Source organism: Leptolyngbya sp. PL-A3 (assembly GCF_039962325.1).
Lineage (GTDB): Bacteria > Cyanobacteriota > Cyanobacteriia > Elainellales > Elainellaceae > Vacuolonema.
Genome location: NZ_JAMPLB010000001.1, coordinates 408,258 through 430,314, shown reverse-complemented (window position 1 = coordinate 430,314; position 22,057 = coordinate 408,258). Strand labels below are relative to the sequence as shown.

The following is a 22,057-nucleotide window of genomic DNA, read 5'->3' as shown; positions in this document are numbered from 1 at the left end:
TTAGAAATAATTTTATTTTTTGTCCTGTGCTCCGGCAAGCACATCAGCAATGTGCAAGTGCGTTAAGTACAGCAACAGTGGTGTAGGGCACTTCGTGCCCTACACCACCGTACTTAATCAACCCGCACAGCGCTATAATACAAACGCTACCCAATCATCGCAGCAATTCTCAGTATGGAATTAGGCCCGAAAACCGCTTGCCTTCGGCAAGCGGTTTTCGGGTTTCAAAGCCAAGATTGCGCGCCCGATGGGCGCGCAATCTTGGCTTTGAAGCTCATAATGAGAACCGCTGCAATCATCGGGGTGTTGCCAGCATTCAGGATTTCGTCACACTTCAATCTGCAATCGATGTAATACCGTCTTTATAGGAAGCTGCACATTGATTGGGTATAACACTTCTACTCTTGTAACTCCCATAACCAATTTCTGATAGAAACGCACTGTCAATTCCGATATTGCATAGACATTCATACTCCAGAGCAAGGTTACGTACTACAAACGTCTTTCTGGAATCCCGCTCAGTTTACTCACTCTAAAACGCATCTCTCCTACGAGGTATTCTTTCACCGAAGCCTTCACGGTAAAACCAGATGAGAGTTCAGCCTTCCTCACATTTGTCCATACATTGCCCTAGTAAGTTGAGTGAGGTGAATATACATTCACTCAACTTCTAAATGACCTAAGGAGTTACTTATGCTGGCTAGCCGCTCGACACCCTTTACATGGTCGATAACGCTTCTATTCGCTGCGTTTGTCGCCTTACTAACTCTGGCAACGGGCTGGGCGATCGCCGCCGAAGCGCTCCCCATTGAGCCACAGTTAAACTTCAGCGAAGCAGGGACAAGATTTATCCGCGTATGGATTCCGTTATCCCTCGTCCTGACCATTATCCTCCCCACTATGGGTTTCATCTTCTGGTTTCGCAATTTAGAACTGCGGAGAATTCTTGGTTTTTATCTCTTAGCGATCGCAACCCAATTAATATCCGAACAGTTATTTGGTGCGTGGTTCTCCAGCCTTGTTGTCCTGATCGGTACCCTCTACACCTGCTTTCGTCTGTGGCAGCTCTGGCATGCACGGGAGCAGATTCGCAATATGCCCGCACGTTATTCGGGCGATCGCCTCCTTCAAGGGTTACTCTGGATTTTGATCACATTTTGGGCCTGCAATCTGATTATGTTATTTACATTGGCGTGGCCTACCATTATCACCCTTGGTGGATAACAGTTTTTTAGTTAGTTTCGTATACACTCCACACACAAAATTAGGGATATTAGAAGAAATATTCAATAATTAAGGATATAAGTAGGAATGAGTTTGATCATGAAAGCTTTCAATTTCCTTCACGCGTATGGTTACAAGAAATTTCATCCATAACTACATCAGATAAAACACTCTGAGAAACAACAGCACTATAGAAGCATGGATTGCTGGAATAAATTCCAGAACATGTCGGATTAATTCTCCAATCACGCAGCAAATATTCTTTTTCCTGAATGCTGAAGTAATAACTTAAAGCTTGTGAGAATTGCAAAACACAAGGCTCTATGGCAGTAGCGCGATCGCCAGGTTTTTAGATCTCATAAACAGTTTCATCCTCTTTGCGCCAAGCCGGGTCTACCATACAAATAAACACTAGCGGCTCTGACCCTGAGTTGTGGATAAACTGTTTCGCATTCGGTGGAATATACACTGCATCTCCTGGCTCCACCCGTTGCGTTTCTCCATCAATCGTCATATCCCCCACACCACTGAGAATGTAATACACTTCTGAAGTGGTTAGGGAATGAGGGGTAGAGGTTTGCCCCACTGGCACCGTAGCATGGGCTAAGCTATAGCGCAAAGCCAGAGGTTGTTTGTCTGGATGCAGCAGCTCTCGCAGCAGCGTGTGGTCGCCTGCGACAAACTCCTCACACTCCATTAACTTGCGTACCAACATCCGCTAACTCTCCCATTTCAGTAGAACCTGGCACCTTTATATCATCAGATTTGATGGGTACGTCAGATTTTACAGGGGCAACAGAAGACTGAGGCTCCGGTTGACGCCCGGAACGAATGCGGTCAAGCGCCACTACCAACCGATCCACGCTGGCATTCGGTTCCAAAAATGAAAACAGATGACGAAATCGAATCCGTCCCTTCGCATCAATCCAAAATTGGGCCGGTAGGGGAGCTCCTAACGCCTGCCCAACCTGATAGAGCCGAAAAATCCGACAGCTTGGATCGCTTAAAACCGGCATCTTTAACCCTAAATCTCGCACCACAGTTTTGCTTTGTGGCAGGTCTATACTCGTAATCAGAAAAACCTCTGCCCCTCGCTGCGCAAATTCTTCATAGCGCTGATTCAGTTCCATAATGTGGGGATAGCAGAGCGGACAGTATACCTTCTCACTAAAAATGCGGGTGAAATAGAGCAACACGGGCCGCTTCTGGACAGGGGGATCTGTAGGGCGTGTTCCGACCCAATCCATCAATCGGATTCTCAGGTCTGTCTGAGCATCGAGCAACTCAAAAGGCGGTGCAAGACTTCCCAGGAAAAAATGGTTGCTAGCCGGAAATGGAAGCAGATTACGGAAAAAACGCCGATTAAATAAACGGCCAACATCCATAACAGTTACCACGTCTGCGTCCTCCTCTGTTCCCTATCAATAAACTATAGCTATTACCAGGCCGTGTTTTAAAAGTCGTGTTTTCGTGTGCTTCACGTACAAAAACACGATCGAATAGTTCATCACCCCAATTTTGACAGTTGGAATGCAGCGGGCGAAGTCCCTCACATTCCAACTGTCAAAATTGGGGTGGTTAGATGGCATGAAAAGTGCACAAAGGGCCTCCTCCATACCCACCTAACCACACATTTTTCTATATCAAGCTGTGAGAGGCGTAGACGGGGTCATTTGCAAAAAGTCCTGCACCCTATGCAAATAGGTCTCCGGATCTTCCAGCATAGGAAAATGCGCCGTATTAGCAATCACCACATGTTCCACTAAAGGGTTCAACGCTGCTGCACGAGAGCCCATATCCGCCGGAATAATCTGGTCATACTCGCCTGATACCAGTAGCGTTGGCACTGGAATTTTGGCAAATTCCTTAGGCATTTCCTCCACTGCTCTCTCTGAAACAGCGGTGAAAATAGTCCCCAAAGCCGCCTCATAATCCGCCATGAGAAAATCTTCTAAAAACGCTTTGCGATCGTGCGCCGGAATTGGCCGCTTCAGAAAACGGGCCATAAAGATGCGATCGACTAGGGGAATAGCCGACAACCACTTGGGCCGAACCGCCACCACGTATCCACCAAACTTATAAAACGCTGCAAACGCTGCCGGGTCGTAGTCAAAAATCCCATTACAGGTAAGAATGCCCCGCTCGACGCGATCGCCATGCCGATTCAAAAACAACACCCCTACCGATGCCCCAGTAGAGTGAGCATTCAAATAAATTTTTTGATGTACACCTAACGCATCAAGCAACAGCACCAGATCGTCGGCATAGGTTTCCAACTCGTAGCCAATGGCGGAGACAGCATCGGGAACAGGTTTGGGTAGGGGCGATCGCCCAAATCCCCGCATGTCGTAGAGGAGACTGTCGAACTGGGGAGCGATCGTCCGCGCTGTAGATTCCCAATAGCGATCAGAACCACCCCACCCATGCACAAACACCATCACTGGCTTACTGGGCTGAAACGGATAGGAAACCGGCGTTTCACTGATCCATTCGTAATAATGTGATACCCCACGAACATCAATAAAAGGCATTGTCAATATTCGTTTTACGAAACATCAAACTTGCCAAATCCATCTGGACTCAGACATACCCCTAAAAATACCAACGACCTGCCGAATTTGCGTCCCCCTCCATGAAGTATTAAGAGTTCTGATAAAGCCCTTTGTTAATTCGATAGGTCTTCTACATAAGCCGGTGAGGGCACGACTCGTTCACGGCAAAGCCGCACAACAATTGGCGCAGGAAGTCGAATACCTTCAGTAGGGGTGGGTTTAGCAGACCATCCCTGCTGGTGCCGTCAACCTGGCAAAACTTACCCTCGCGATCGCATCCCGTAGGCTAGTACGCCGAGGATAAATATATAACCTATTTTTCTGTGGGGGTGCGAAGCACCCCCACAGAAAAATAGGTTACGGACTTGGGCCGTAGCCTACTAGGTTTGAATGATACTCTCGCCTGTGTTGTAGGGATAGCACCAAAACCCGCCTCTACAACTCGTTTCCAATAAACTCGACAGAGAAATCAATTGCCAAAACAAAGAAAGGCGGACAATGTCCGCCTTTCTTTGTTTTAAGTTTATCAGGCCGATTCTGGTTTCGGAATCGATGATGGATGCAACAGTAGTTCTGCTGTCGATCGCTTCTCAACCATCTCTCGCGTAATCGTACAGCGCGTCACATCCTTCCGCGACGGCAACTCGTACATTACATCGAGCATCATTTCCTCGACAATGCTGCGGAGTGCCCGTGCGCCCGTTTTGCGACGGTAGGCTTCTTTGGCGATCGCCCGCACCGCATCTGGCCGAAACTCCAGACTCACATTGTCCATCTTCATGAGCTTCTGATACTGCTTCACCAGCGCATTGCGCGGCTCCGTCAGAATCGCCGCCAAAGCATCCTCATCCAGCGGATCCACACCTGCCATCACAGGTACCCGACCGATGAATTCCGGAATCATACCAAACTTCACCAGGTCATCGGGTTCCATATACCGCAGCACATCAGCGGTGCGCTTCTCCTTCGAGGTATCCCCCGGTTGGATAAAGCCCATGCTCTTCTTCCCGATCCGCTGCTCAATGATCTTGTCCAGACCCACAAACGCTCCACCGCAAATAAACAGAATATTGCTGGTGTCAATTTGAATGCAGTCCTGATAGGGGTGCTTCCGGCCTCCCTGGGGCGGCACGTTAGCAACCGTTCCTTCCAGCATCTTCAGCAGCGCTTGCTGAACGCCTTCACCTGAAACATCGCGAGTAATCGAGGGGTTCTCACTCTTGCGAGCAATCTTGTCGATTTCGTCAATGTAGATGATGCCGCGCTGAGCCTCTTCCACATCGAGATCTGCCACCTGCAACAGCCGCAGCAGAATGTTCTCGACGTCCTCGCCCACGTAGCCTGCTTCCGTCAAAGTCGTCGCATCCGCTACAGCAAAGGGCACATCCAGCATTTCCGCTAGGGTTTGAGCCAGCAGTGTCTTACCACAACCCGTCGGCCCAATCAGCAGAATGTTAGACTTTTGCAGCTCAACAGAATCGTCAAGCTTGCCGTTAGCCTTGTTCTGAACAAAGTTCAGCCGCTTGTAGTGGTTGTAGACGGCCACGGAAAGAATTTTCTTTGCTCCTTCCTGACCAATCACATGGTCATCCAGGTGCTTTTTAATCTCCCGAGGCTTCGGAATTTGATTCAGCGACAGCCGGGTTGAGCGCGATGGGCGCTTCTCTGGCTGTGGCTCACGACGAGGAGCTGACTGGGGTACTGTAGCCCCAGAGTCAAACAGCTCCTCATCGAGGATTTCATTGCAAAGATCGACACACTCATCACAAATATAGACCCCAGGCCCTGCAATCAGTTTGCGCACTTGTTCCTGGGATTTACCACAAAAGGAACATTTGAGATGAGAGTCATACTTTGACATGTCCAGTCGCCCCTCAGTTACTTGTGGTGACGGCAGATCGTCCGGCGGAAAGTTCCTGCCGGGTGATCACTTGATCAATCAGACCGTAATTTTTAGCCTCTTCAGCAGACATGAAGAAGTCCCGCTCCGTATCGGTCTCGATTCGCTCCATAGGCTGCCTGGTATGGTGAGCCAGCAATTCATTGAGCTTCCGCTTATGATACAGAATTTCTCGGGCTTGAATTTCAATATCTACCGCTTGCCCTTGAGCACCACCCAATGGCTGGTGAATCATAATGCGTGAACTCGGCAGAGAGAGCCGTTTTCCGGCTGCACCACCGGCCAGCAAAAAGGCACCCATACTTGCTGCCAAACCATAACAAATGGTTACAACATCAGGGCGAACCTGCTGCATGGTGTCGTAGATTGCCATACCCGCAGTTACGGAACCGCCGGGCGAGTTGATGTAGAGCTGAATATCCTTCTCAGGATCTTCAGCATCCAGATAGAGCAGTTGCGCCACGATGGAGTCGGCCACATTGTCGTCCACAGGGGTTCCCAGGAAAACAATGCGCTCCCGGAGTAGCCGTGAGTAGATGTCAAAGGCCCGCTCTCCTCGACCAGACTGCTCAATTACCATGGGAATCATGTTGCGAGGCTGAGCAGCCGTATTCGCGGTGGATTGGAGATCAGACACGTTTAGGCTCCAGGGAGCAAATTGTGGAGATTGGGAGAAAACCATATCAACAAAACCGTAATAACTCCGGCCAAGATGCAAGTAACCACCAGCAACGAGCCTACTGCACATTATGCCTCAACTCATTTGAGACTGGTGGCTTCCTCAAGAATTACTCAATAGTCGTCGGGCCAAATACGAGCCCGAAACGGCCTGAGAGCAGCAATTTGTGGTGTACTACATGCACCACAAATTAGCTTTTAGGCATCTGCATCCTCTGCCTCAGCATCGTCAGCCTTGGCCTTGCGGGTGGTTTTCTTCTTGGCTGTAGCCTTTTTCTTAGCTTCCTCTCCTTCGTCAGAAGCCTCTGCTTCCTCAGCTACCTCCGCCTCGGCATCGGTCTTGCTGGCTTTCTTGGAACGAGAAGACTTGCCCTTCGTTGCTTTAGCCGACTCTTCAGCGACTTCCGCTTCTGCGGGAGCATCCTCTGCTTCGACAGTGGCTACCGCTTCGACATCAATAGTCTGGCTGCTAGCTGGTTCGAGCTCCTCGACCGCTTCTTCAGTCGGGGTTTCTTTGGTCAGCGTACCTTCAGGTACCAGCTCCAGCGTATTGTTCGCTTCCAACCAGTCAAAGATCTTTTCTTTCAGCAAATCTTCGTCGAGAACTTCCCGCAGACGTTTACGGTCGATGTTTGCATCATCACCAATATCTGCCAAAACTTCGGTAATCTTGGCTTCCAGTTCGGATTCCTCGACCTTAATGGATTCTTTCTTGGCAATTTCGCCCAGAGCCATGGTGCGCTGGATGCGGGTAATTGCCTCAGGGCGGGTGCGATCGCGCAAGCTATTAATCACCTCAGCGCTGAACATCTTCTTGATGTCCATCCCTTGCTGCTCCAACTGCATGGCAGTCTGGGTGATCATGTAGTCCACTTCCCGCCGAATCAGAGACTCGGGCAGATCCACTTCCAAGTGCTTCACCAGCTCGTCCAGGAAGGCCTGCTGCTTGTTCTGGCGGGTCTTATCTTCCGCTTCTTTCTTAAAGCGGGTATCAAGAGACTCACGCAGAGCTTCCAGGGTTTCAAATTCGCTCACTTCTTGAGCAAAATCGTCATCCAGTTCGGGCAGCTCTTTCTCTTTGATTTCCTTCAAGGTGACTGTAAAGACGGCAGGCTTACCAGCCAGATCCGCTTGCATGTAGGGGTCGGGGAAGGTAGCATTGACTTCCTTGGTTTCCCCAACGTTCATGCCAATGATGCCATCGATAAAGCCGGGGATAAAGCGACCCTCGGACAATTCCAACTCGAAGTCAGTAGCGCTACCACCTGGGATCTCAGCCACTTCTTCATCGCCTTCACTGACCAAACGGCCGTTGAAGTCAACCACCGCCAGGTCTTTCTCCTGAGCGGGACGGCCTTCGACAGGCACGCGGGTAGCAAGGCGATCGCGATAGCCCTCCAATACTTCATCAACCCGACTGGCATCGTAGGGAATCTCCTCCGCCTGCACCGATAACCCAGTGTATTGGGTCAGGTTGGCATCAGGAGGAACATCCAGGGCCGCAGAGATGGTGACAACCGTTCCAGGCTCAAACTGCTCAAGCAGTTGCTCAAAGGGCGATCGCAACTCAATATTACCGAGCGCGTCAATCTTCTCTTGCTCGATCGCCTGCTTAATGCTGGAGTCGATCAACTCTTCCAGGGCAGCGGCCTTGAGGCTTCGACCATACTGGCTGGTGAGGATCTTAGTAGGCACCTTCCCTTTGCGGAACCCAGGAATGTTGGCACTACGGGCAAACTTTTGCAGCGTCTTGTCATACACCTGCTTCGACATCTCAGGCGTGACTTCAATTTCTAAACCAATCCGACTGGCCGGTAATTTTTCCTGGGTAACTTTCATGAATCTTCTCGTGTCACGTCAATGGGCTGTGCCTGGAGTGCAATGCCGCAATTAGCTATAGTAACTGATTCTGAACAGGTGTGAATCCACCACTCAGGTTCTTCAGCTACGACTAAAGGTTGCGGTTCGCTGGGTTGTGGATACCCGACCATGCGAAAAACTAAATTTTGGGTTCCACAATAAAAATTGTTGATTTAGGCCACAAATGTATGGCTTAGCTCGCCCGTTTCCTCGTAGACTTCTTGGAACAGATCTTTCAAGCCTCTCACCCAATCACGCAATATCGTTTGAACCGTTGATTTTCTTAAGGAGTGCAAAAACGTTTCAAACGCGTTTTCGGCCTCCACTTCCACTTCCGCTATCAAAGCCCCCATCAAATTAAGCTTTGTGATCTCGCAAAACTCCGTTATGATCAGTCAATCTTTATGCGATATACCTGAATTCGCCCCGGCTCGTGGGGCTTACAGAAGCAGTAAGGCTTAAAAGAACTTAACAAATTAAAGAAAACCACCGAGAAGCATTTCAGATCACTCTTAACCGTTCGGTTCTGGCAGCAGTCAGAACACCTTTCCAACACACCATCAACACCATTACCGTCGTGGGAGGACGTTAGACTTTGCCTCAGTCGTATCGAGTTGCTATTTTGGGTGCCACAGGTGCCGTTGGCACTGAATTATTGGAACTTTTGGCCGAGCGTCAATTTCCGCTATCTGAACTGAAGCTATTGGCCTCAGAGCGTTCTGCTGGGAAAACCGTTCAGTTTCAGGGAGAAACCCTGACGATCGAAGCGGTGAGCGATCGCTCCTTCGATGATATCGACATCGTGCTGGCCTCAGCAGGTGGCTCTCAGTCCAAAGCCTGGGCTCCGAAGATCGTGGCCGCTGGAGCTGTGATGATCGACAACTCTAGCGCCTTTCGTATGGACCCGAACGTGCCGCTGGTCGTGCCGGAAGTAAACCCGCAAGCCGCATCCCAGCACCAGGGCATCATTGCCAACCCCAACTGCACTACCATCTTGATGAATGTGGCCGTTTACCCATTGCATCAGGTAACGCCCGTGAAGCGCATCGTCGCTGCCACCTACCAATCAGCCAGCGGCGCTGGTGCACGGGCTATGGAGGAGGTTAAAGTGCAGGCTCAGGCCATTCTCAATGGCACCGAGCCACCCACCGAATCTTTCCCTTATCCTCTGGCGTTTAACCTGTTCCCCCACAATACGCCCATCAACAACCAGGGCTACTGTGAGGAAGAAATGAAAATGGTGAACGAAACCCGCAAGATTTTCGGGGTTCCTGACCTACGCGTGTCAGCCACCTGCGTACGGGTTCCCGTCTTACGGGCACATTCGGAAGCCATCAATCTTGAATTTGTAGAGCCCTTCAGTCCGGATCAGGCACGGGAGATCCTGAAGTCTGCTCCAGGGGTACAGTTGGTCGAGGACTGGCAAGCCAACTATTTCCCCATGCCCATTGATGCCACAGGCAAAGACCCCGTTTTGGTCGGTCGGATCCGCGAAGACCTCTCCAATCCTGGTGGTTTAGAGCTCTGGCTGTGTGGTGATCAGGTTCGCAAAGGGGCAGCTCTCAACGCTGTGCAGATTGCGGAATTACTGGTCGAGCGAGATTGGGTTAAACCCACCGGGGCAGGTTCTGCCTCCTCAGCAGCGGCTTCTGTCAGCGTCTAAAGCAGAATTCGCCAGGCTTCTGCCTGACTTAACCCGGTGATACCTACGGCAAAATTAGTCCTTCTCTGATACAAAGCGCGAAGGAGGCGAGTGAGTATTTTTGGACGTGTCTTGACTGCCATGATTACGCCGTTTAATGAAGACGGCAGTATGAATTATGTTGTGGCAGAGAAATTAGCAGCGCATCTGGTCGACCAGGGTACAGATACCTTAGTCGTCTGTGGTACCACCGGGGAGTCCCCCACCTTAAGTTGGGATGAGGAGTACGAATTATTTGGGGTGGTTCAGAAGGCTGTTGCCGGGAAAGCAAAAGTCATTGCCGGAACGGGCTCAAATTCTACCGAAGAGGCCATCGATGCGACCCAAAAAGCCGCTAAACTAGGGTTAGATGGTTCGCTACAGGTTGTTCCTTACTACAACAAGCCCCCACAGGAAGGGTTGTATCGCCATTTCCGGGCGATCGCAGAAGCCAGCCCTGACTTCCCTATCATGCTCTATAACATCCCTGGGCGTACGGGTCAGAACATGACTCCGGATACAGTGGTTCGGTTAGCCGAAGTTCCGAATATAGTGGCAATTAAAGAAGCGAGTGGTAACCTGGATCAAGTAGGGTTCATTCGACACTCCACGTCTCCCGACTTCAAAATCTACTCTGGTGATGATTCTTTAACATTACCCATGTTGGCAGTAGGAGCGACAGGAGTGGTCAGTGTAGCCAGCCACCTGGTAGGAAACGACATCCAGTCGATGGTGCAAAGTTTCGAAAAAGGTGACGTACAGGCCGCAGAACAAACGCATCGGAAGCTTCTACCTTTGTTCAAAGCCTTGTTCGTTACGGCAAATCCAATTCCTGTGAAACTGGCTCTTGTTCTACAGGGTTGGCAGGTTGGGCAAACGCGCCTGCCCCTGTATGATGCCCTTGGCCCTGTTGAGGCAACCTTACGGCCCGTGATGGAAGAGTTGGGCCTCCTTTAACCTTGACCTGCAAGGGTAAAGCAAGCGGTATTTACACCGCAAGTTTTCTGAAAACTGAATATTGATCTTTTGGCTTTGGCGATCGCACTCTCCCTCGTCCATAAACATCTGTCTACCATCCTTTGCTATGACGTAATCCCATACTCCCTATTTCAATGCCCGTTTTGATTACCTTCCATGCCTGAGAGGATGTTTGCAAAGCTCCGCAACGAGTTGGCTTTTGACACGCACAATTCACCTTTCAAGCACCTTCCTAGTCGAGCTGAGGAATGAGTCTGTTGCTGCGCTTCAGAAGCTTCGCAGACCCATCCTTGCCTCACATCTAAAAGCTTTTCATCTTGACCTTGCTGACCGAATGTTTAGTTTAGGAGTTACATGACTACAAAAAACGGATCAAATTCTCCGCTGAAAATCATCCCCCTCGGGGGCCTGCATGAAATTGGTAAGAACACCTGTGTGTTTGAGTACGATGACGAGATCATCTTGCTTGATGCAGGTTTAGCGTTTCCCACAGATGGTATGCACGGCGTCAATATCGTGCTGCCTGACACGACCTATCTGCGGGACAATCGCGAGAAAGTCAAAGGCATGATCGTCACCCACGGTCATGAAGACCATATCGGCGGGATTCCTTTTCACCTGCGGCAGTTTGATATTCCGGTGATGTATGGCCCCCGGTTGGCCATGGCCCTGTTACATGACAAGCTAGAAGAAGCGGGTGTTGTTGACCGCACCGAATTGCGTACCGTTCGCCCCCGTGAAGTTGTTCGCATCGGCAAATACTTCCTGGTGGAGTACATCCGCAACACCCACTCGATTGCCGATAGCTTCTCTGTAGCGATCCATACCCCTGTGGGTCTGGTGATTCACACCGGAGACTTTAAGTTTGACTTCACCCCTGTGGATGGCGAGTTCTTCGACATCCAGCGCATGGCCGACCACGGCGAACGGGGTGTGCTGTGTCTCATTAGCGACTCGACCAACTCAGAAGTTCCAGGGCATACACCTTCCGAGCGCTCGGTTTTCCCCAACCTGGATCGCACCTTTGCAGAGGCAGATGGCCGTCTGCTGGTGACGACCTTTGCGTCCTCCGTGCATCGCGTCAACATGATTCTGGAGTTGGCGAGGAAGCACAAACGGAAGGTCGCCGTGGTGGGTCGTTCCATGCTGAACGTGATTGCCCATGCCCGGACTTTAGGTTACATCAAGTGCGAAGACGACCTGTTTGTGCCACTGAATGCTGTGAATCGCCTCCCTGACCCGGAGGTGCTGATTCTCACGACAGGTTCGCAAGGTGAGCCGATGGCAGCGTTGACTCGTATCGCCAACGAATCTCACAAGCAGATCCAGATTAAGAAGGGCGACACTGTTGTCTTTTCAGCTAACCCTATTCCCGGCAACACGATCGCAGTCGTTAATACCATCGACAAGCTAATGATGCTGGGCGCTAAGGTGATCTACGGTCGTGAGCGGGGTATTCACGTTTCCGGTCACGGCGCGCAAGAAGACCAGAAGTTAATGCTGGCTCTGACCAAGCCTAAGTTCTTCCTCCCCGTCCACGGGGAGCACCGGATGCTCGTGAAGCACGCGCAGACAGCTCAGAGCATGGGTGTTCCTGCCGAGAACATGGTGATCATCGACAACGGTGATGTGGTTGAACTTACCCCCGATAGCCTTCAGAAAGCGGGTAAGGTGCCTTCGGGTATTGAGCTAGTCGATTCTTCCCGTTCTGGTGTGGTGCATGAGCGCATTCTGAAGGAGCGGCAACACCTGGCTGGTGATGGTGTGATTACCATTGCGGCAACCGTTGGGACTGAAGGCAAGCTGATTGCGCGTCCGGAGCTACACCTGCGGGGTGTGGTGACGACACTGGATCGGGCACACCTGCAACAGTCCGTCGAGCGGACATTGGAGACTTCGTTGCGCGATCGCTGGCCCGAATTTGCTCCCAACTTTGGCAACGGTAGCAGCGACATAGATTGGGCTCGATTACAAGCGCATCTCGAAACCGAGTTGCGTCGGTTAATGCGTCGAGAGTTGCAGGGGAATCCTTTGCTGGTGTTCCTGCTACAAACCCCGACGGAAATGCCTGCAGCGACGACAAACGGTAAGGGCGGGCGGCGATCGCTCGAACCGGCTCAAGTTGCATCTTAACGTTGATTTTTCTCGCACTATGGGCGAGAAAAATCGACAAGAAAAAGGGTTTGGCATTGCCAAACCCTTTTTTGTTGTGGGTGGGCGATCGCCCCTTAAAACGGTTCTTCGGCCGCTTCGTCTCTCGTGTTGGTGTACCGGTAGGGAGTTTCGCGGTTGAATTTCATATGCATAGCGCGGGTCTGTTCGCCATCAGCCGCAACCGCCAGGATGGGGAAGTCAATGAGACCGTCCTGGAAGGACATGTGGAAGCGGAAGGTGCCATCAGGGTTAAGTTGAATCGGTTCGCCGTTGATGTAGACCGTGGCATCGGGCTCGGTTGCACCGTAAACAATCAGTTCAGCATCGGCGATGAGCCAAAATTTGCGAGCCCGGATAGGCGGCATTGAGGCAAAGAAACCAACACCTGACCCCATGCCAACACCTGAGAAGGTGGGAACGGCTCCCATACCCATGCCAACACCCGATTGGGTAATGTAAGAACTCACCCCAGACTGGAGTGCATAGGAGCTGAGGCCAGCTTGAAGTGCATAGGAGCTAATCGCGGATTGACTAATGTAGGAGCCGACCACCGACGGAACAGAGAAGGAGCTAACAGAGGATTGGAGTTCGAACGAGCTTATAGGGAAGGATTCGATCGCCTGCCCAGACGCCATTTGGGCCGAGCCGTACAGGGAGCTGGGCACCTGGTGCATGGAGCCAAATAGGGAGCCTGCTACGCGATCGGCTTCAGCGGATTGTGCCTTGTCAAAGATCTGAGTGTAGAGGGGATTAGTTTCGCTGGTACGTCCCGGACTCTTCAAGGGATACAGCGTCTTGCCCGATAATTCCTCGTCCCAGTCGACTGAGAGAAAGTGCTCTTCATACCAGTCGGAGGGGTAGATAGGGGCAACACGAATTCGGTTGGAGCGGGCCAGCATCAGCCAGTAGCCTTCTGCAGTGAGGTAACCAATTTCGACTAAATAGTCGCGATCGCTCACCGGAATCCCCAGATACCAATCCTGTGCTAATTCGTCGCAGTCGTACTCCAGCAAGCTGTGAGGACGCTCTTGCTCCAGGTCGCCAATATCTGTGACATCGTAAAGACGCAGGGCTAGGCGTTCACCACCCTGACGGCGCAATTCTTCTTTATGGCTATTGGGAGTGTCCCAGTATGCGTAGGCCCATTGGGGGTCACGAGGTAATAGCACGATACGGCTCTCCTCATAACCATCGGGTAAGCCCGCTAACCCAGCGTCTACATCTGCTAAAGCTTCGGCCGACAAATCTGTCTGGCCGACATCGTATTTAGCGGCTTCTACAGTCGATTGAGGGTCAGTATCGGGCTCCTCAGACGCGCGATCGGATGCACGGGCAACAGCCCCACCCACAAGGGCCGTTCCAGCCACAGCACCCATGCCAGCGACAGCGGCTCCCAGGCCACTTCCGGCATCAACAGGGATGTTAACGGGTTCACCTGCTAGCCCAGCCGCTCCATTTAAGCGAATGGAGTTAGAACGAGCCAGGGCCAGCCAGCTTCCATCGTCCGTTGTGTAACCAATCTCTGCCAGATAATCGCGATCGCGCTGAAGTGGTAGATGGCGATCCTGATCTGCTTCTGCAACGGCGTACTCCTGCAACTGCCCATCGGCGAGGTCATGGAGGTCACTGGCCTCGGGATTCGCCAATCCGGTCACATCATAGACACGCAATTTAAGGTCTCGGCCACCCTGTTTCCGCACGTCCTGGCGATGGCTCTCAGGCGTTTCCCAGTAAACATAGCCCGTATCATTGTCTCGGGGGACAAGAATAATGCGGCTCTTGGGGCGAGCAGCAGATCCGGCCAAACCGGCAACAGCGGCGATTCCTCCCAAAACGGCAGCTCCTGCCACGATCGCCCCTAGAGGCAACGACGGACTATTCTTCTCATCGTCCGTTGCAGGAGCTGCTGCCACCAAGTCGGCATCTGCTACAGGAGCAGGGGGTGAGACAGGAACAGCGGCAGGCGGGGAAGGTGGGGCGGAAGCAGCGGGAGGTGGGACAGGAGCAGCAGCGGGTGGTGGAGGTAGGGGTGGGGCAGAAGCAGCGGGCGGTGGGACAGGAGTAGCGGCAGGCGGGGGGGGTGGGACAGGAGCAGCAGCGGGTGGAGGAGGTGGGGGTGGAGTTACCACTCCTCCAACGGGTTCAACCGGAGGAGTAACAGGGGCAGCTCCACTGCCAGCACCACTACCTGCGGCCCGCTGCGCCCAGTTGGGAGGAGCAGCAGGCGGTGGGGCAGCGGTGGGACGCCGGAAGGCTTTCAATATAAAGGGCAGAGCACCTATTAACAGTAAGGCCAGCCAGGGTAACCAGTCTCGTTTAGAGGTCGCAGCGACATCTCCCTCGGGTTCGCCTTTAGCCGGAGGGGCCTCTGCCCCTGCTTCCGTGGGGGGAGAGGCCTCAGGGGAGGCCGTAGTAGCAGTCTCGCCAGCAGGAGCCGGGGGTGGAGCGGCCACAACCGCTGCCCCCGTTGCCATAGCCAGAAAGGCTTGAGAAGCAGGGCTTAAAGTACCTTTATGCGCAAGAACCCGAGGCTGGGAATAGGGATAGGCAGGGTTATCCGGAAGAGCCCTATGCATGGGTAGGATGGTGACATCGGAGCGATCGCGCACCTGGCTATACACGGCATAACCAATGCCGTCATTTCCAAGAGCCTTAATCACAGTATCGGTACTATCCTCATTGGCAGGTTTCACAGGAGAACCAGCCGTAAACCCACCCAGCTCTTTCCAGATACTGTACTGACTGAGGGCCAGGCGGGTATCGCTGGACTCTGGGCGATCCACAAACCGAATGGGTACATTGGGGCCGCCCACTTGAGACCAATTCGTGATGTCACCCCGAAAAATCCGCGCAAACTGCTGAAAGGTCAGGCTGCCTTTAAAGGGATTATTGGGGCCGACCACGATGGCAATTTTCTCCCGGGCCAGACGTGTTTCTTTCAACCCTTCGGCTTTCTCTGCATCTGTCAATAGCCGTCCGAGCGATGCAATGTCTAGCTTTCCATCCCGGAGAACTTGCAAGGCTTCGTTAGAACTGGAGCTTGATAATTCAACCGTTGCGCCAGGAAAGCTGGATTCGTACTTCTGCTTCAGGGTATTATTTACAACGCTCAGACTCTCATCGCCGTCTACCAACACTCGAGCTCCACTGGGAACTGAAAATGGGGTAGGGACTGGGGAAGACGACGGGGTTTGCGCTAGCACCGATCGGCTCTCCGTTGTTAAGACTAGGGCAATAGCCTGAGAAGTGGCGATCGCCACAAATAAAGCCAGAGAAAAGAACGGAATACCCTTTCGTTGCAGCATATTAACGATCCAGCTAACTTGTAACAATCTCTGACAAAAAAACAACATTTCCAAAAGACGTGCTAATTATAAACACCTTCAGAAAAATAACAAAGTTCCTGATGCAGCAAATCTAAGAAACTTTGGCTCTTCTGGCGCGATCGCCCCAGTCTTCCAACCGCCACCTGATCATGCTTCAAACCTTGTGAATGGGGTGTGGTGAAAGGGGAACAAAGTGCCTCTTTCACCACACCCCACTCGTGGATCTAGAACACTACCCGACACTTTATAGCAACGTGCGAGTGCGTTAAGTACAGCAACGGTGGTGTGGGGCACTTCGTGCCCCACACCACCGTACTTAATCAACCCGCACATTGCTGTAATCTAAGCTCACGACCTGGTTTTCACCCAAATTTAGACAAAAAAACAGCCCCGGAGGGCTGTTTTCATTCGGTCACTTAAGCTTTTCTAATTGTTGCGTCAATGACACCTCTCAAAGACTGGTGAAGCCAAGTAGTTTTGAAACGTAGGCTGTACATGAGTTTTTAAAGCACACGTTTCTTCCAGTCTGAGAATTTTTTGTAGAAGCTTCAGCTCTACCCAAAACTTCTGACAAACCTTTAGTACAAGCCTCGCACAGGACCACGAGCCGGAGGTGGAGGTGATGAGGCTGGACCCTGAATCGGGGGAATGTAAGCCGGACGAGGGGAAGGTACTGGGGCTTCATAGGGAGGTAGTAACAGCAGTGAAGTCCCGAAGGGGTTGTCCAGATCTACTGTGCGAATGGTCGGATCGCTGGTGGACTGGATCTCCTGTAACTCTTGCACCAACTCGATAGTCGCGTCGGCATCACGAGCGATATTATTTTCGGGGAACGGCCCCAGGAAGGTTGTTACTGTACCCAAGAAGCCAGTGTTACGGTAGAAGTCACCCGAATTCGTAAAGAAGGTATCCAGAATTTCGTCCTGGACCGTTGGGTACTCATCCTGATACCGCTGTGAGCGCAGTTCACTTTGTACTTCTTGAGCATGAACGGCTTGGGCTCCCGCCAACAACGTGGCGATCGCCAAAGAAGCGCCCAACCATTGAGTCTTCCTCACCACCATATAATTTCTCTCCACCAGGTTGCCCGTAAGGTTGCCACCCATGCTAACTCAACTTTTTCTGAATGGATCGTTTTTTATACTTACTGACAATGCTGATTAAGGCCGTAGCATCGCTCTCACGAACATGGCTGTACTTGGAAAAGTGAATCTATCCTTAGAAGGGTTCATATCACCGACCCAAAACAGACCTGCCAAAGGCTGAATGACAGACTCTGCAAAAATTGAGCATAATTCTAGGCATTAGAACTAAGCAGGTTTTAAGGATATTTACGGGGTTCTTGATTCATGTCCGAATTCAGCAAAGTTGTTCACTATTTTGGGGAGTCAGTATCCCGTTTCTCTCGCCCACTTTTATGTGGCGCTGCGCTACTCGTTATGTTCGCTGGGGAAGTTTTACCGGCCAAAGCCCAGGAGGTTACTACCTCGGATAGATTTACGACGCTGCTTCATGAGTCTTACCCCGACTTGGTGCCTCCGGAGATGGTTCTCCCGGAGGAAAGGGCATTGCACATCACGATTGATTTAAGCGATCGCCGCCTGACCCTGTCTCAGGGCGACACAGTGCTGCGCACGATTCCTGTAGCCGTGGGTCGTTCTAGTTTCCCCACCCCGACGGGGGAGTTTGAAGTGCGGCAGATGATTCGCGACCCGTCGTGGATGAATCCTTTTACCCATGAAGTGATCGAAGGTGGCAACCCCCGTAACCCTCTGGGTCGCTTCTGGATTGGGTTCTGGACGGATGGGAACAATTGGGTAGGCATGCACGGCACTCCCAACCCGGAGAGTGTGGGCACTCCCGCCTCCCACGGCTGCATCCGGCTATATAACGACGATATCCAGGCATTGTTCGCCCAGGTTAGCATGGGGACGCCCGTAACCGTCGTTCCCTAAGCCGTGCCCGACTCCTTGAATCACCTCGCCATTTTCACGCGTTACCCTCAGCCGGGTTCTACCAAGACCCGGCTGATTCCAGCTTTAGGGCCAGAGGGAGCCGCTGGAGTTCAACGCCAGATGACGGAGCATACGCTGCGTCAAGTGCGTTGCTTACAGCAGCGCCGCGACGTGACCGTAACCCTTCATATAGCGGGAGGCGACGAAGCTGCCATTACAGCATGGCTCGGCTTGCAATGGAATCACCAACCCCAGAAGCAAGGGGATCTGGGCGATCGCCTCATTGCTGCGATGCAATCAGCCTTTCAATCCGGGGCGTCCCGGCTGGTGATCATCGGCATTGATTGCCCCGACATCAACGCCGATGTGCTGGAACAGGCGTTGAACGGACTTGAGCAGGCCGATGTCGTGTTAGGGCCGGCTACCGATGGTGGCTATTATTTGATTGGGTTGCGATCGCCCATCTCCGAATTATTCCAGGGCGTTGCCTGGAGCACTGACCAGGTTTTTCAGCAGACCCAAACCATCGCCCAAAATCTTGGTCTTTCCGTGCATACCCTGGCTCCGCTTTCGGATGTGGATTACCCGGAAGATTTACCCGTATGGCAAGCGGTTCAGCAACAGACCCTTTCAGTTATTGTCCCAGTCTTGAATGAAGCTGGGAACATTCGCCCACTCATCGAGCACTTGCAGGAAACCCCAGAGGTTGAAGTGATTCTAGTAGATGGGGGGAGCACAGATGGGACGGTGGCGATCGCCCAATCTCTGGATGTACAACTTCTTTCGGCATCTGCTGGACGGGCCCACCAGATGAACGTGGGAGCCAACGCAGCTAGCGGCGGCATTCTCCTATTTCTGCACGCCGATACCCGCTTACCGACGGGCTTTGTTCATGCCGTGCGCACGACCCTGACACAACCCAATGTCGTTGTTGGCGCCTTTGAGTTAGCCATTCAAGGCAACCATTGGGGATTGCGCTGGATAGAATGGGGCGTGCGCTGGCGATCGCGCCTATTTCAACGTCCTTACGGCGATCAAGCCCTCTTCATGCGGCGAGAAACATTTGAACGTCTGGGGCAATTTCCTGAGGTCGCACTCCTGGAGGAGTTTATTCTCATGCAGCGAGCCCGGCGGTTGGGACGGGTCGCGATCGCCCCTCTAGCTGTCCTCACCTCTGGCCGTCGCTGGGAAAAGTTGGGAGTTTGGAAGACTACTCTCATCAACCAACTGATTATTTTGGGGTACTATTTGGGTCTTTCCCCGCAACAGTTGGTGCGTTGGTACCGCGATCGCCATCTATAGCTTAATTTTCTGTGTGGTGAGCGAAACTCACCCCACAGAAAATTGAGTCAGGACTTACGCATTTGTGTTGTGGGTGGTGTGCGAAGCACACCACCCACAACACAAATGCTCTATAAACAGCAATTCTCAGTATGGGCATCAAAGCCAAGAGTCCACGCCCGACGGGCGTGAACTCTTGGCTTTGATGCCCGAAAACCGCGCGCCAAAGGCGCGCGGTTTTCGGGCCTGATTTCAAAATGAGAATTGCTGCTCTATACATGGTGGACTTGCGTAAGTCCTGTGAGTATGAATCCAAAAAAATAGGGGGCAATTCGCCCCCATGATGATATCCCACTATCGATAGTCAGCTTTTGTTAGAGGGAGGAGTTTGCCGTGACACTCAACCTCCAACAAACGCTAGGCTATACCAGTCTGAGGTCAGGATACTCTGCAACCACGTCCTCTGCCGAGAGGGTCTCACCCTCCACCTGGGGTGTCCAGAGAACTTCCAGGGCCAGGAGGCGATCGCTCGACACAGAACCGACCTGGCTCAGGGCTTGCCGCAGATCTTGGCTGCTCTGAATCTTAGGCAGGGACAAGTTTCCTTGAGCGGCTACCAACAACGTCACCACAATGTATTCACCCGGAGCCTCCATAAGAGCCTGCCCACCGTCACCCGCAGGCAAAGACTGGGGAATCGTAGCCTGACGCAATTGGTTGTTCACGTTCGACAGAGTTTCAGCCGAGAACTTACCGCGCTCGCTCAGAGCCAGACGATTGAACTGAGCTTCTGCCAATTCCAAACGGGTTTGAGCATTGTCAGTACCGCCATAGACCCAATACTCAGGATGACGGGACAGGGACAGCGTGGTCTCTTGCAATACTCGAGCTAGACCCGCCGAAGAACCGGTATCAGCGGTTTCTGCTAGACGGTTTAGATCCGCTTGCAGCTCGCGGCCTTGAGCCAGCAGCCCAACCTGCAGGCGGGCGATGGAGACGGACGGTGAGCTATAGCCCAATTCGTCATTATTCTGAGTGGCCCCCCGGAAGGCACGAACCAGGAACCCAGCAATGGAAACAAACAGCAGCAGGGTAAACAGACTACCAAAGCCACCTATCCCGAAAATGGGCACCAAGAAGGGGAACCCAAAACCACCACCTGGGTAGTAACCGCCACCCGGATAGTAACCACCACCACCGGGGGCTACATAAGGACGGCTGGGTTGGCTGTAGGTGCGACTCGGTGCGGGTGCCCGGAAGCTCCCACCCCCAATACGCCCACCGCCTGCGCGGGAAGCCGCCATCGCATCACTCGCATGCCCAAACACCAGAGCAAAGACCAGTGCGAAGACGACCAGGGGTTTCAGCAGGGGCCGAATCCGACTTAACAAGTTTTTAGGCATAGAATCGCCCATCTCCCTTTGATCTTTTATCGCTTTCAAGCTTTTATCTCACTATGTCTCTTAATGTACCGTTTTCAAACTATCGCGGGAACGGCAACGGCCTCACTCTAAAGGGGTGATGACCGTACTCAAGTCATCACCTTAAGTTCCCCTCTGTTAGGGACTAGTAGGCTGCGGCCTAAGTTTGCAACCTTATGTTCTGTGTGGGGTGCTCCGAACCTCACACAAAACATAAGGTGATGGATTGCCGCCTCAGCGTACTAGCCACCACCCACAATGGTGACAACTTCGAGGCGATCGCCCGACTGCATCTGCGTTATATCCCAAAACTGTCGATGCAAAATCTCGCCATTGTATTCAACAGCCACCAGGCGAGGGTTAAGCCCCAACTGCGTTAGCAACTGGGGCAGCGAAGTGCCTGGGATGCATTGCTGCGCTTCGCCGTTAACTTGCAGGGTAATAAGGGTTTGAGAATCCATAAAAAATGAATGAAAAGCAGAGGGCAGAGGGGAAGAGAGGAATGGGTTAGGAGGAAAGGTATAAATGCAAGGGGAAAAAGATCTGTAGGGGTGGGTTTAGCAAACCCTTCTTGCCTGTGCTGTTAACCCCTGACAAAACTCGCCCTTACTGTTGATTGCCTCTCACAGTAAGGGCGGGTTTGAACAATCTCAGTTTTGGGTTTGAGATAACGACAAAACCTGCCCTTACACCGTTTACCCGTAGCTGTTGCTCATCTGATGTTGCTCATCTAAAGGCTTCGTGGAAAAGGCACAATCTCTACAACAGAAGGGTCATTAGGCGCTCTGCTTCGACTGTTCCCAAGATTCTGGGGTGAACGTTTTAAGCGAAAGTGCATGAATTGCTTCAGAACTCATAGCCTGATTTAACGCACTGTAGACCAACTGATGCTGTTTAATCAGCGACTTGCCTTCAAAAGCCGAGGAAACCACGATCGCCTGATAATGGTCACCGCCACCGGTCAAATCTTGAATTTGCACATCCGCGTCGGGAAGTGCCAGCTTGATCATGGATTCCACCTGACTGGGGCTAATCATTGTGATAAAT

General features: G+C 52.1%; 16 protein-coding genes and 2 pseudogenes. 6 read left to right on the top strand and 12 right to left on the bottom strand.

Translation table 11 applies throughout. The annotated features are described in order from the left end of the window. The first annotated feature begins 693 nt into the window (after positions 1 to 693). Entirely contained in the window at positions 694 to 1,224 is a 531-nt protein-coding gene (locus NDI52_RS01795) for a hypothetical protein (protein ID WP_190774105.1), read from the top strand. A 349-nt stretch (positions 1,225 to 1,573) separates the two neighbouring features. Here NDI52_RS01795 and NDI52_RS01790 read toward each other — a convergent pair whose 3' ends face one another. From NDI52_RS01790 to tig, 6 genes and pseudogenes are all read right to left on the bottom strand, one after another. After that, positions 1,574 to 1,939: a cupin domain-containing protein gene (locus tag NDI52_RS01790; protein ID WP_190774104.1), complete on the bottom strand. Its 366-nt coding sequence runs from the start codon at positions 1,937 to 1,939 to the stop codon at positions 1,574 to 1,576. A 124-nt stretch (positions 1,940 to 2,063) separates the two neighbouring features. Further along, positions 2,064 to 2,609 (bottom strand): annotated as a pseudogene (locus NDI52_RS01785) (peroxiredoxin family protein); the annotation flags it as partial. A gap of 258 nt (positions 2,610 to 2,867) precedes the next feature. After that, entirely contained in the window at positions 2,868 to 3,755 is an 888-nt protein-coding gene (locus NDI52_RS01780; RefSeq protein ID WP_190774103.1) for an alpha/beta hydrolase, read from the bottom strand. A gap of 547 nt (positions 3,756 to 4,302) precedes the next feature. Beyond that, on the bottom strand, positions 4,303 to 5,637 hold the full coding sequence (gene clpX / locus NDI52_RS01775) for an ATP-dependent protease ATP-binding subunit ClpX (protein WP_190774102.1): 1,335 nt from the start codon (positions 5,635 to 5,637) through the stop codon (positions 4,303 to 4,305). A gap of 13 nt (positions 5,638 to 5,650) precedes the next feature. Continuing rightward, on the bottom strand, positions 5,651 to 6,358 hold the full coding sequence (gene clpP, locus NDI52_RS01770) for an ATP-dependent Clp endopeptidase proteolytic subunit ClpP (RefSeq protein ID WP_190774101.1): 708 nt from the start codon (positions 6,356 to 6,358) through the stop codon (positions 5,651 to 5,653). Between the two features lie 194 nt (positions 6,359 to 6,552). Beyond that, positions 6,553 to 8,193: a trigger factor gene (gene tig, locus NDI52_RS01765; protein WP_190774100.1), complete on the bottom strand. Its 1,641-nt coding sequence runs from the start codon at positions 8,191 to 8,193 to the stop codon at positions 6,553 to 6,555. 616 nt (positions 8,194 to 8,809) lie between these two features. Here tig and NDI52_RS01760 point away from each other — a divergent pair. From NDI52_RS01760 to NDI52_RS01750, 3 genes are all read left to right on the top strand, one after another. Continuing rightward, positions 8,810 to 9,877: an aspartate-semialdehyde dehydrogenase gene (locus NDI52_RS01760; RefSeq protein ID WP_190774099.1), complete on the top strand. Its 1,068-nt coding sequence runs from the start codon at positions 8,810 to 8,812 to the stop codon at positions 9,875 to 9,877. Positions 9,878 to 9,967: 90 nt separating this feature from the next. Beyond that, positions 9,968 to 10,852 (top strand): 4-hydroxy-tetrahydrodipicolinate synthase, encoded by an 885-nt coding sequence (gene dapA, locus NDI52_RS01755; RefSeq protein WP_190774098.1) that lies wholly within the window; start codon positions 9,968 to 9,970, stop codon positions 10,850 to 10,852. Positions 10,853 to 11,227: 375 nt separating this feature from the next. After that, the gene (locus NDI52_RS01750) at positions 11,228 to 13,006 is read left to right on the top strand and encodes a ribonuclease J (RefSeq protein ID WP_190774097.1); all 1,779 of its coding nucleotides are present in this window, start codon (positions 11,228 to 11,230) and stop codon (positions 13,004 to 13,006) included. A gap of 95 nt (positions 13,007 to 13,101) precedes the next feature. On the opposite strand, the gene NDI52_RS01745 is transcribed toward NDI52_RS01750, so the two are convergent. The 3 genes and pseudogenes from NDI52_RS01745 to NDI52_RS01735 all read right to left on the bottom strand — a co-directional run bounded on the left by NDI52_RS01745 (position 13,102) and on the right by NDI52_RS01735 (position 17,459). After that, positions 13,102 to 14,376 (bottom strand): DUF4912 domain-containing protein, encoded by a 1,275-nt coding sequence (locus NDI52_RS01745; protein ID WP_347280095.1) that lies wholly within the window; start codon positions 14,374 to 14,376, stop codon positions 13,102 to 13,104. 120 nt (positions 14,377 to 14,496) lie between these two features. After that, a pseudogene (locus NDI52_RS01740) lies at positions 14,497 to 16,332 on the bottom strand (substrate-binding domain-containing protein); the annotation flags it as partial. Between the two features lie 599 nt (positions 16,333 to 16,931). Further along, complete coding sequence (locus NDI52_RS01735) at positions 16,932 to 17,459, bottom strand: hypothetical protein (protein WP_190774095.1); 528 nt, start codon at positions 17,457 to 17,459, stop codon at positions 16,932 to 16,934. A gap of 243 nt (positions 17,460 to 17,702) precedes the next feature. Here NDI52_RS01735 and NDI52_RS01730 point away from each other — a divergent pair, with 243 nt between their 5' ends. Together NDI52_RS01730 and NDI52_RS01725 are read left to right on the top strand one after the other, a co-directional pair. Continuing rightward, on the top strand, positions 17,703 to 18,308 hold the full coding sequence (locus NDI52_RS01730) for a L,D-transpeptidase (protein ID WP_199308077.1): 606 nt from the start codon (positions 17,703 to 17,705) through the stop codon (positions 18,306 to 18,308). A 3-nt stretch (positions 18,309 to 18,311) separates the two neighbouring features. After that, the gene (locus NDI52_RS01725) at positions 18,312 to 19,610 is read left to right on the top strand and encodes a TIGR04283 family arsenosugar biosynthesis glycosyltransferase (protein ID WP_347280094.1); all 1,299 of its coding nucleotides are present in this window, start codon (positions 18,312 to 18,314) and stop codon (positions 19,608 to 19,610) included. Between the two features lie 401 nt (positions 19,611 to 20,011). On the opposite strand, the gene NDI52_RS01720 is transcribed toward NDI52_RS01725, so the two are convergent. From NDI52_RS01720 to NDI52_RS01710, 3 genes are all read right to left on the bottom strand, one after another. Next, positions 20,012 to 20,992, bottom strand: coding sequence for a DUF1517 domain-containing protein (locus tag NDI52_RS01720; protein ID WP_190774094.1), 981 nt, complete (start codon positions 20,990 to 20,992; stop codon positions 20,012 to 20,014). A gap of 260 nt (positions 20,993 to 21,252) precedes the next feature. Continuing rightward, complete coding sequence (thiS, locus tag NDI52_RS01715; RefSeq protein WP_190774093.1) at positions 21,253 to 21,471, bottom strand: sulfur carrier protein ThiS; 219 nt, start codon at positions 21,469 to 21,471, stop codon at positions 21,253 to 21,255. Positions 21,472 to 21,786: 315 nt separating this feature from the next. Further along, a complete protein-coding gene (locus NDI52_RS01710) occupies positions 21,787 to 22,047 on the bottom strand; it encodes a BolA/IbaG family iron-sulfur metabolism protein (RefSeq protein WP_190774092.1) in 261 nt (86 codons plus the stop codon). Positions 22,048 to 22,057: the final 10 nt, after the last annotated feature.

What these genes read in the sequence shown, in the direction of transcription:
- NDI52_RS01750 (WP_190774097.1), top strand. Translation starts at nt 11,228, where the DNA reads ATGACTACAAAAAACGGATCAAATTCTCCGCTGAAAATCATCCCCCTC.
- thiS (WP_190774093.1), bottom strand. Translation starts at nt 21,471, where the DNA reads ATGGATTCTCAAACCCTTATTACCCTGCAAGTTAACGGCGAAGCGCAG.
- NDI52_RS01710 (WP_190774092.1), bottom strand. Translation starts at nt 22,047, where the DNA reads ATGATTAGCCCCAGTCAGGTGGAATCCATGATCAAGCTGGCACTTCCC.
- tig (WP_190774100.1), bottom strand. Translation starts at nt 8,193, where the DNA reads ATGAAAGTTACCCAGGAAAAATTACCGGCCAGTCGGATTGGTTTAGAA.
- NDI52_RS01720 (WP_190774094.1), bottom strand. Translation starts at nt 20,992, where the DNA reads ATGCCTAAAAACTTGTTAAGTCGGATTCGGCCCCTGCTGAAACCCCTG.
- NDI52_RS01730 (WP_199308077.1), top strand. Translation starts at nt 17,703, where the DNA reads ATGTCCGAATTCAGCAAAGTTGTTCACTATTTTGGGGAGTCAGTATCC.
- clpX (WP_190774102.1), bottom strand. Translation starts at nt 5,637, where the DNA reads ATGTCAAAGTATGACTCTCATCTCAAATGTTCCTTTTGTGGTAAATCC.
- clpP (WP_190774101.1), bottom strand. Translation starts at nt 6,358, where the DNA reads ATGGTTTTCTCCCAATCTCCACAATTTGCTCCCTGGAGCCTAAACGTG.
- NDI52_RS01790 (WP_190774104.1), bottom strand. Translation starts at nt 1,939, where the DNA reads ATGTTGGTACGCAAGTTAATGGAGTGTGAGGAGTTTGTCGCAGGCGAC.
- NDI52_RS01735 (WP_190774095.1), bottom strand. Translation starts at nt 17,459, where the DNA reads ATGGGTGGCAACCTTACGGGCAACCTGGTGGAGAGAAATTATATGGTG.
- NDI52_RS01780 (WP_190774103.1), bottom strand. Translation starts at nt 3,755, where the DNA reads ATGCCTTTTATTGATGTTCGTGGGGTATCACATTATTACGAATGGATC.
- NDI52_RS01795 (WP_190774105.1), top strand. Translation starts at nt 694, where the DNA reads ATGCTGGCTAGCCGCTCGACACCCTTTACATGGTCGATAACGCTTCTA.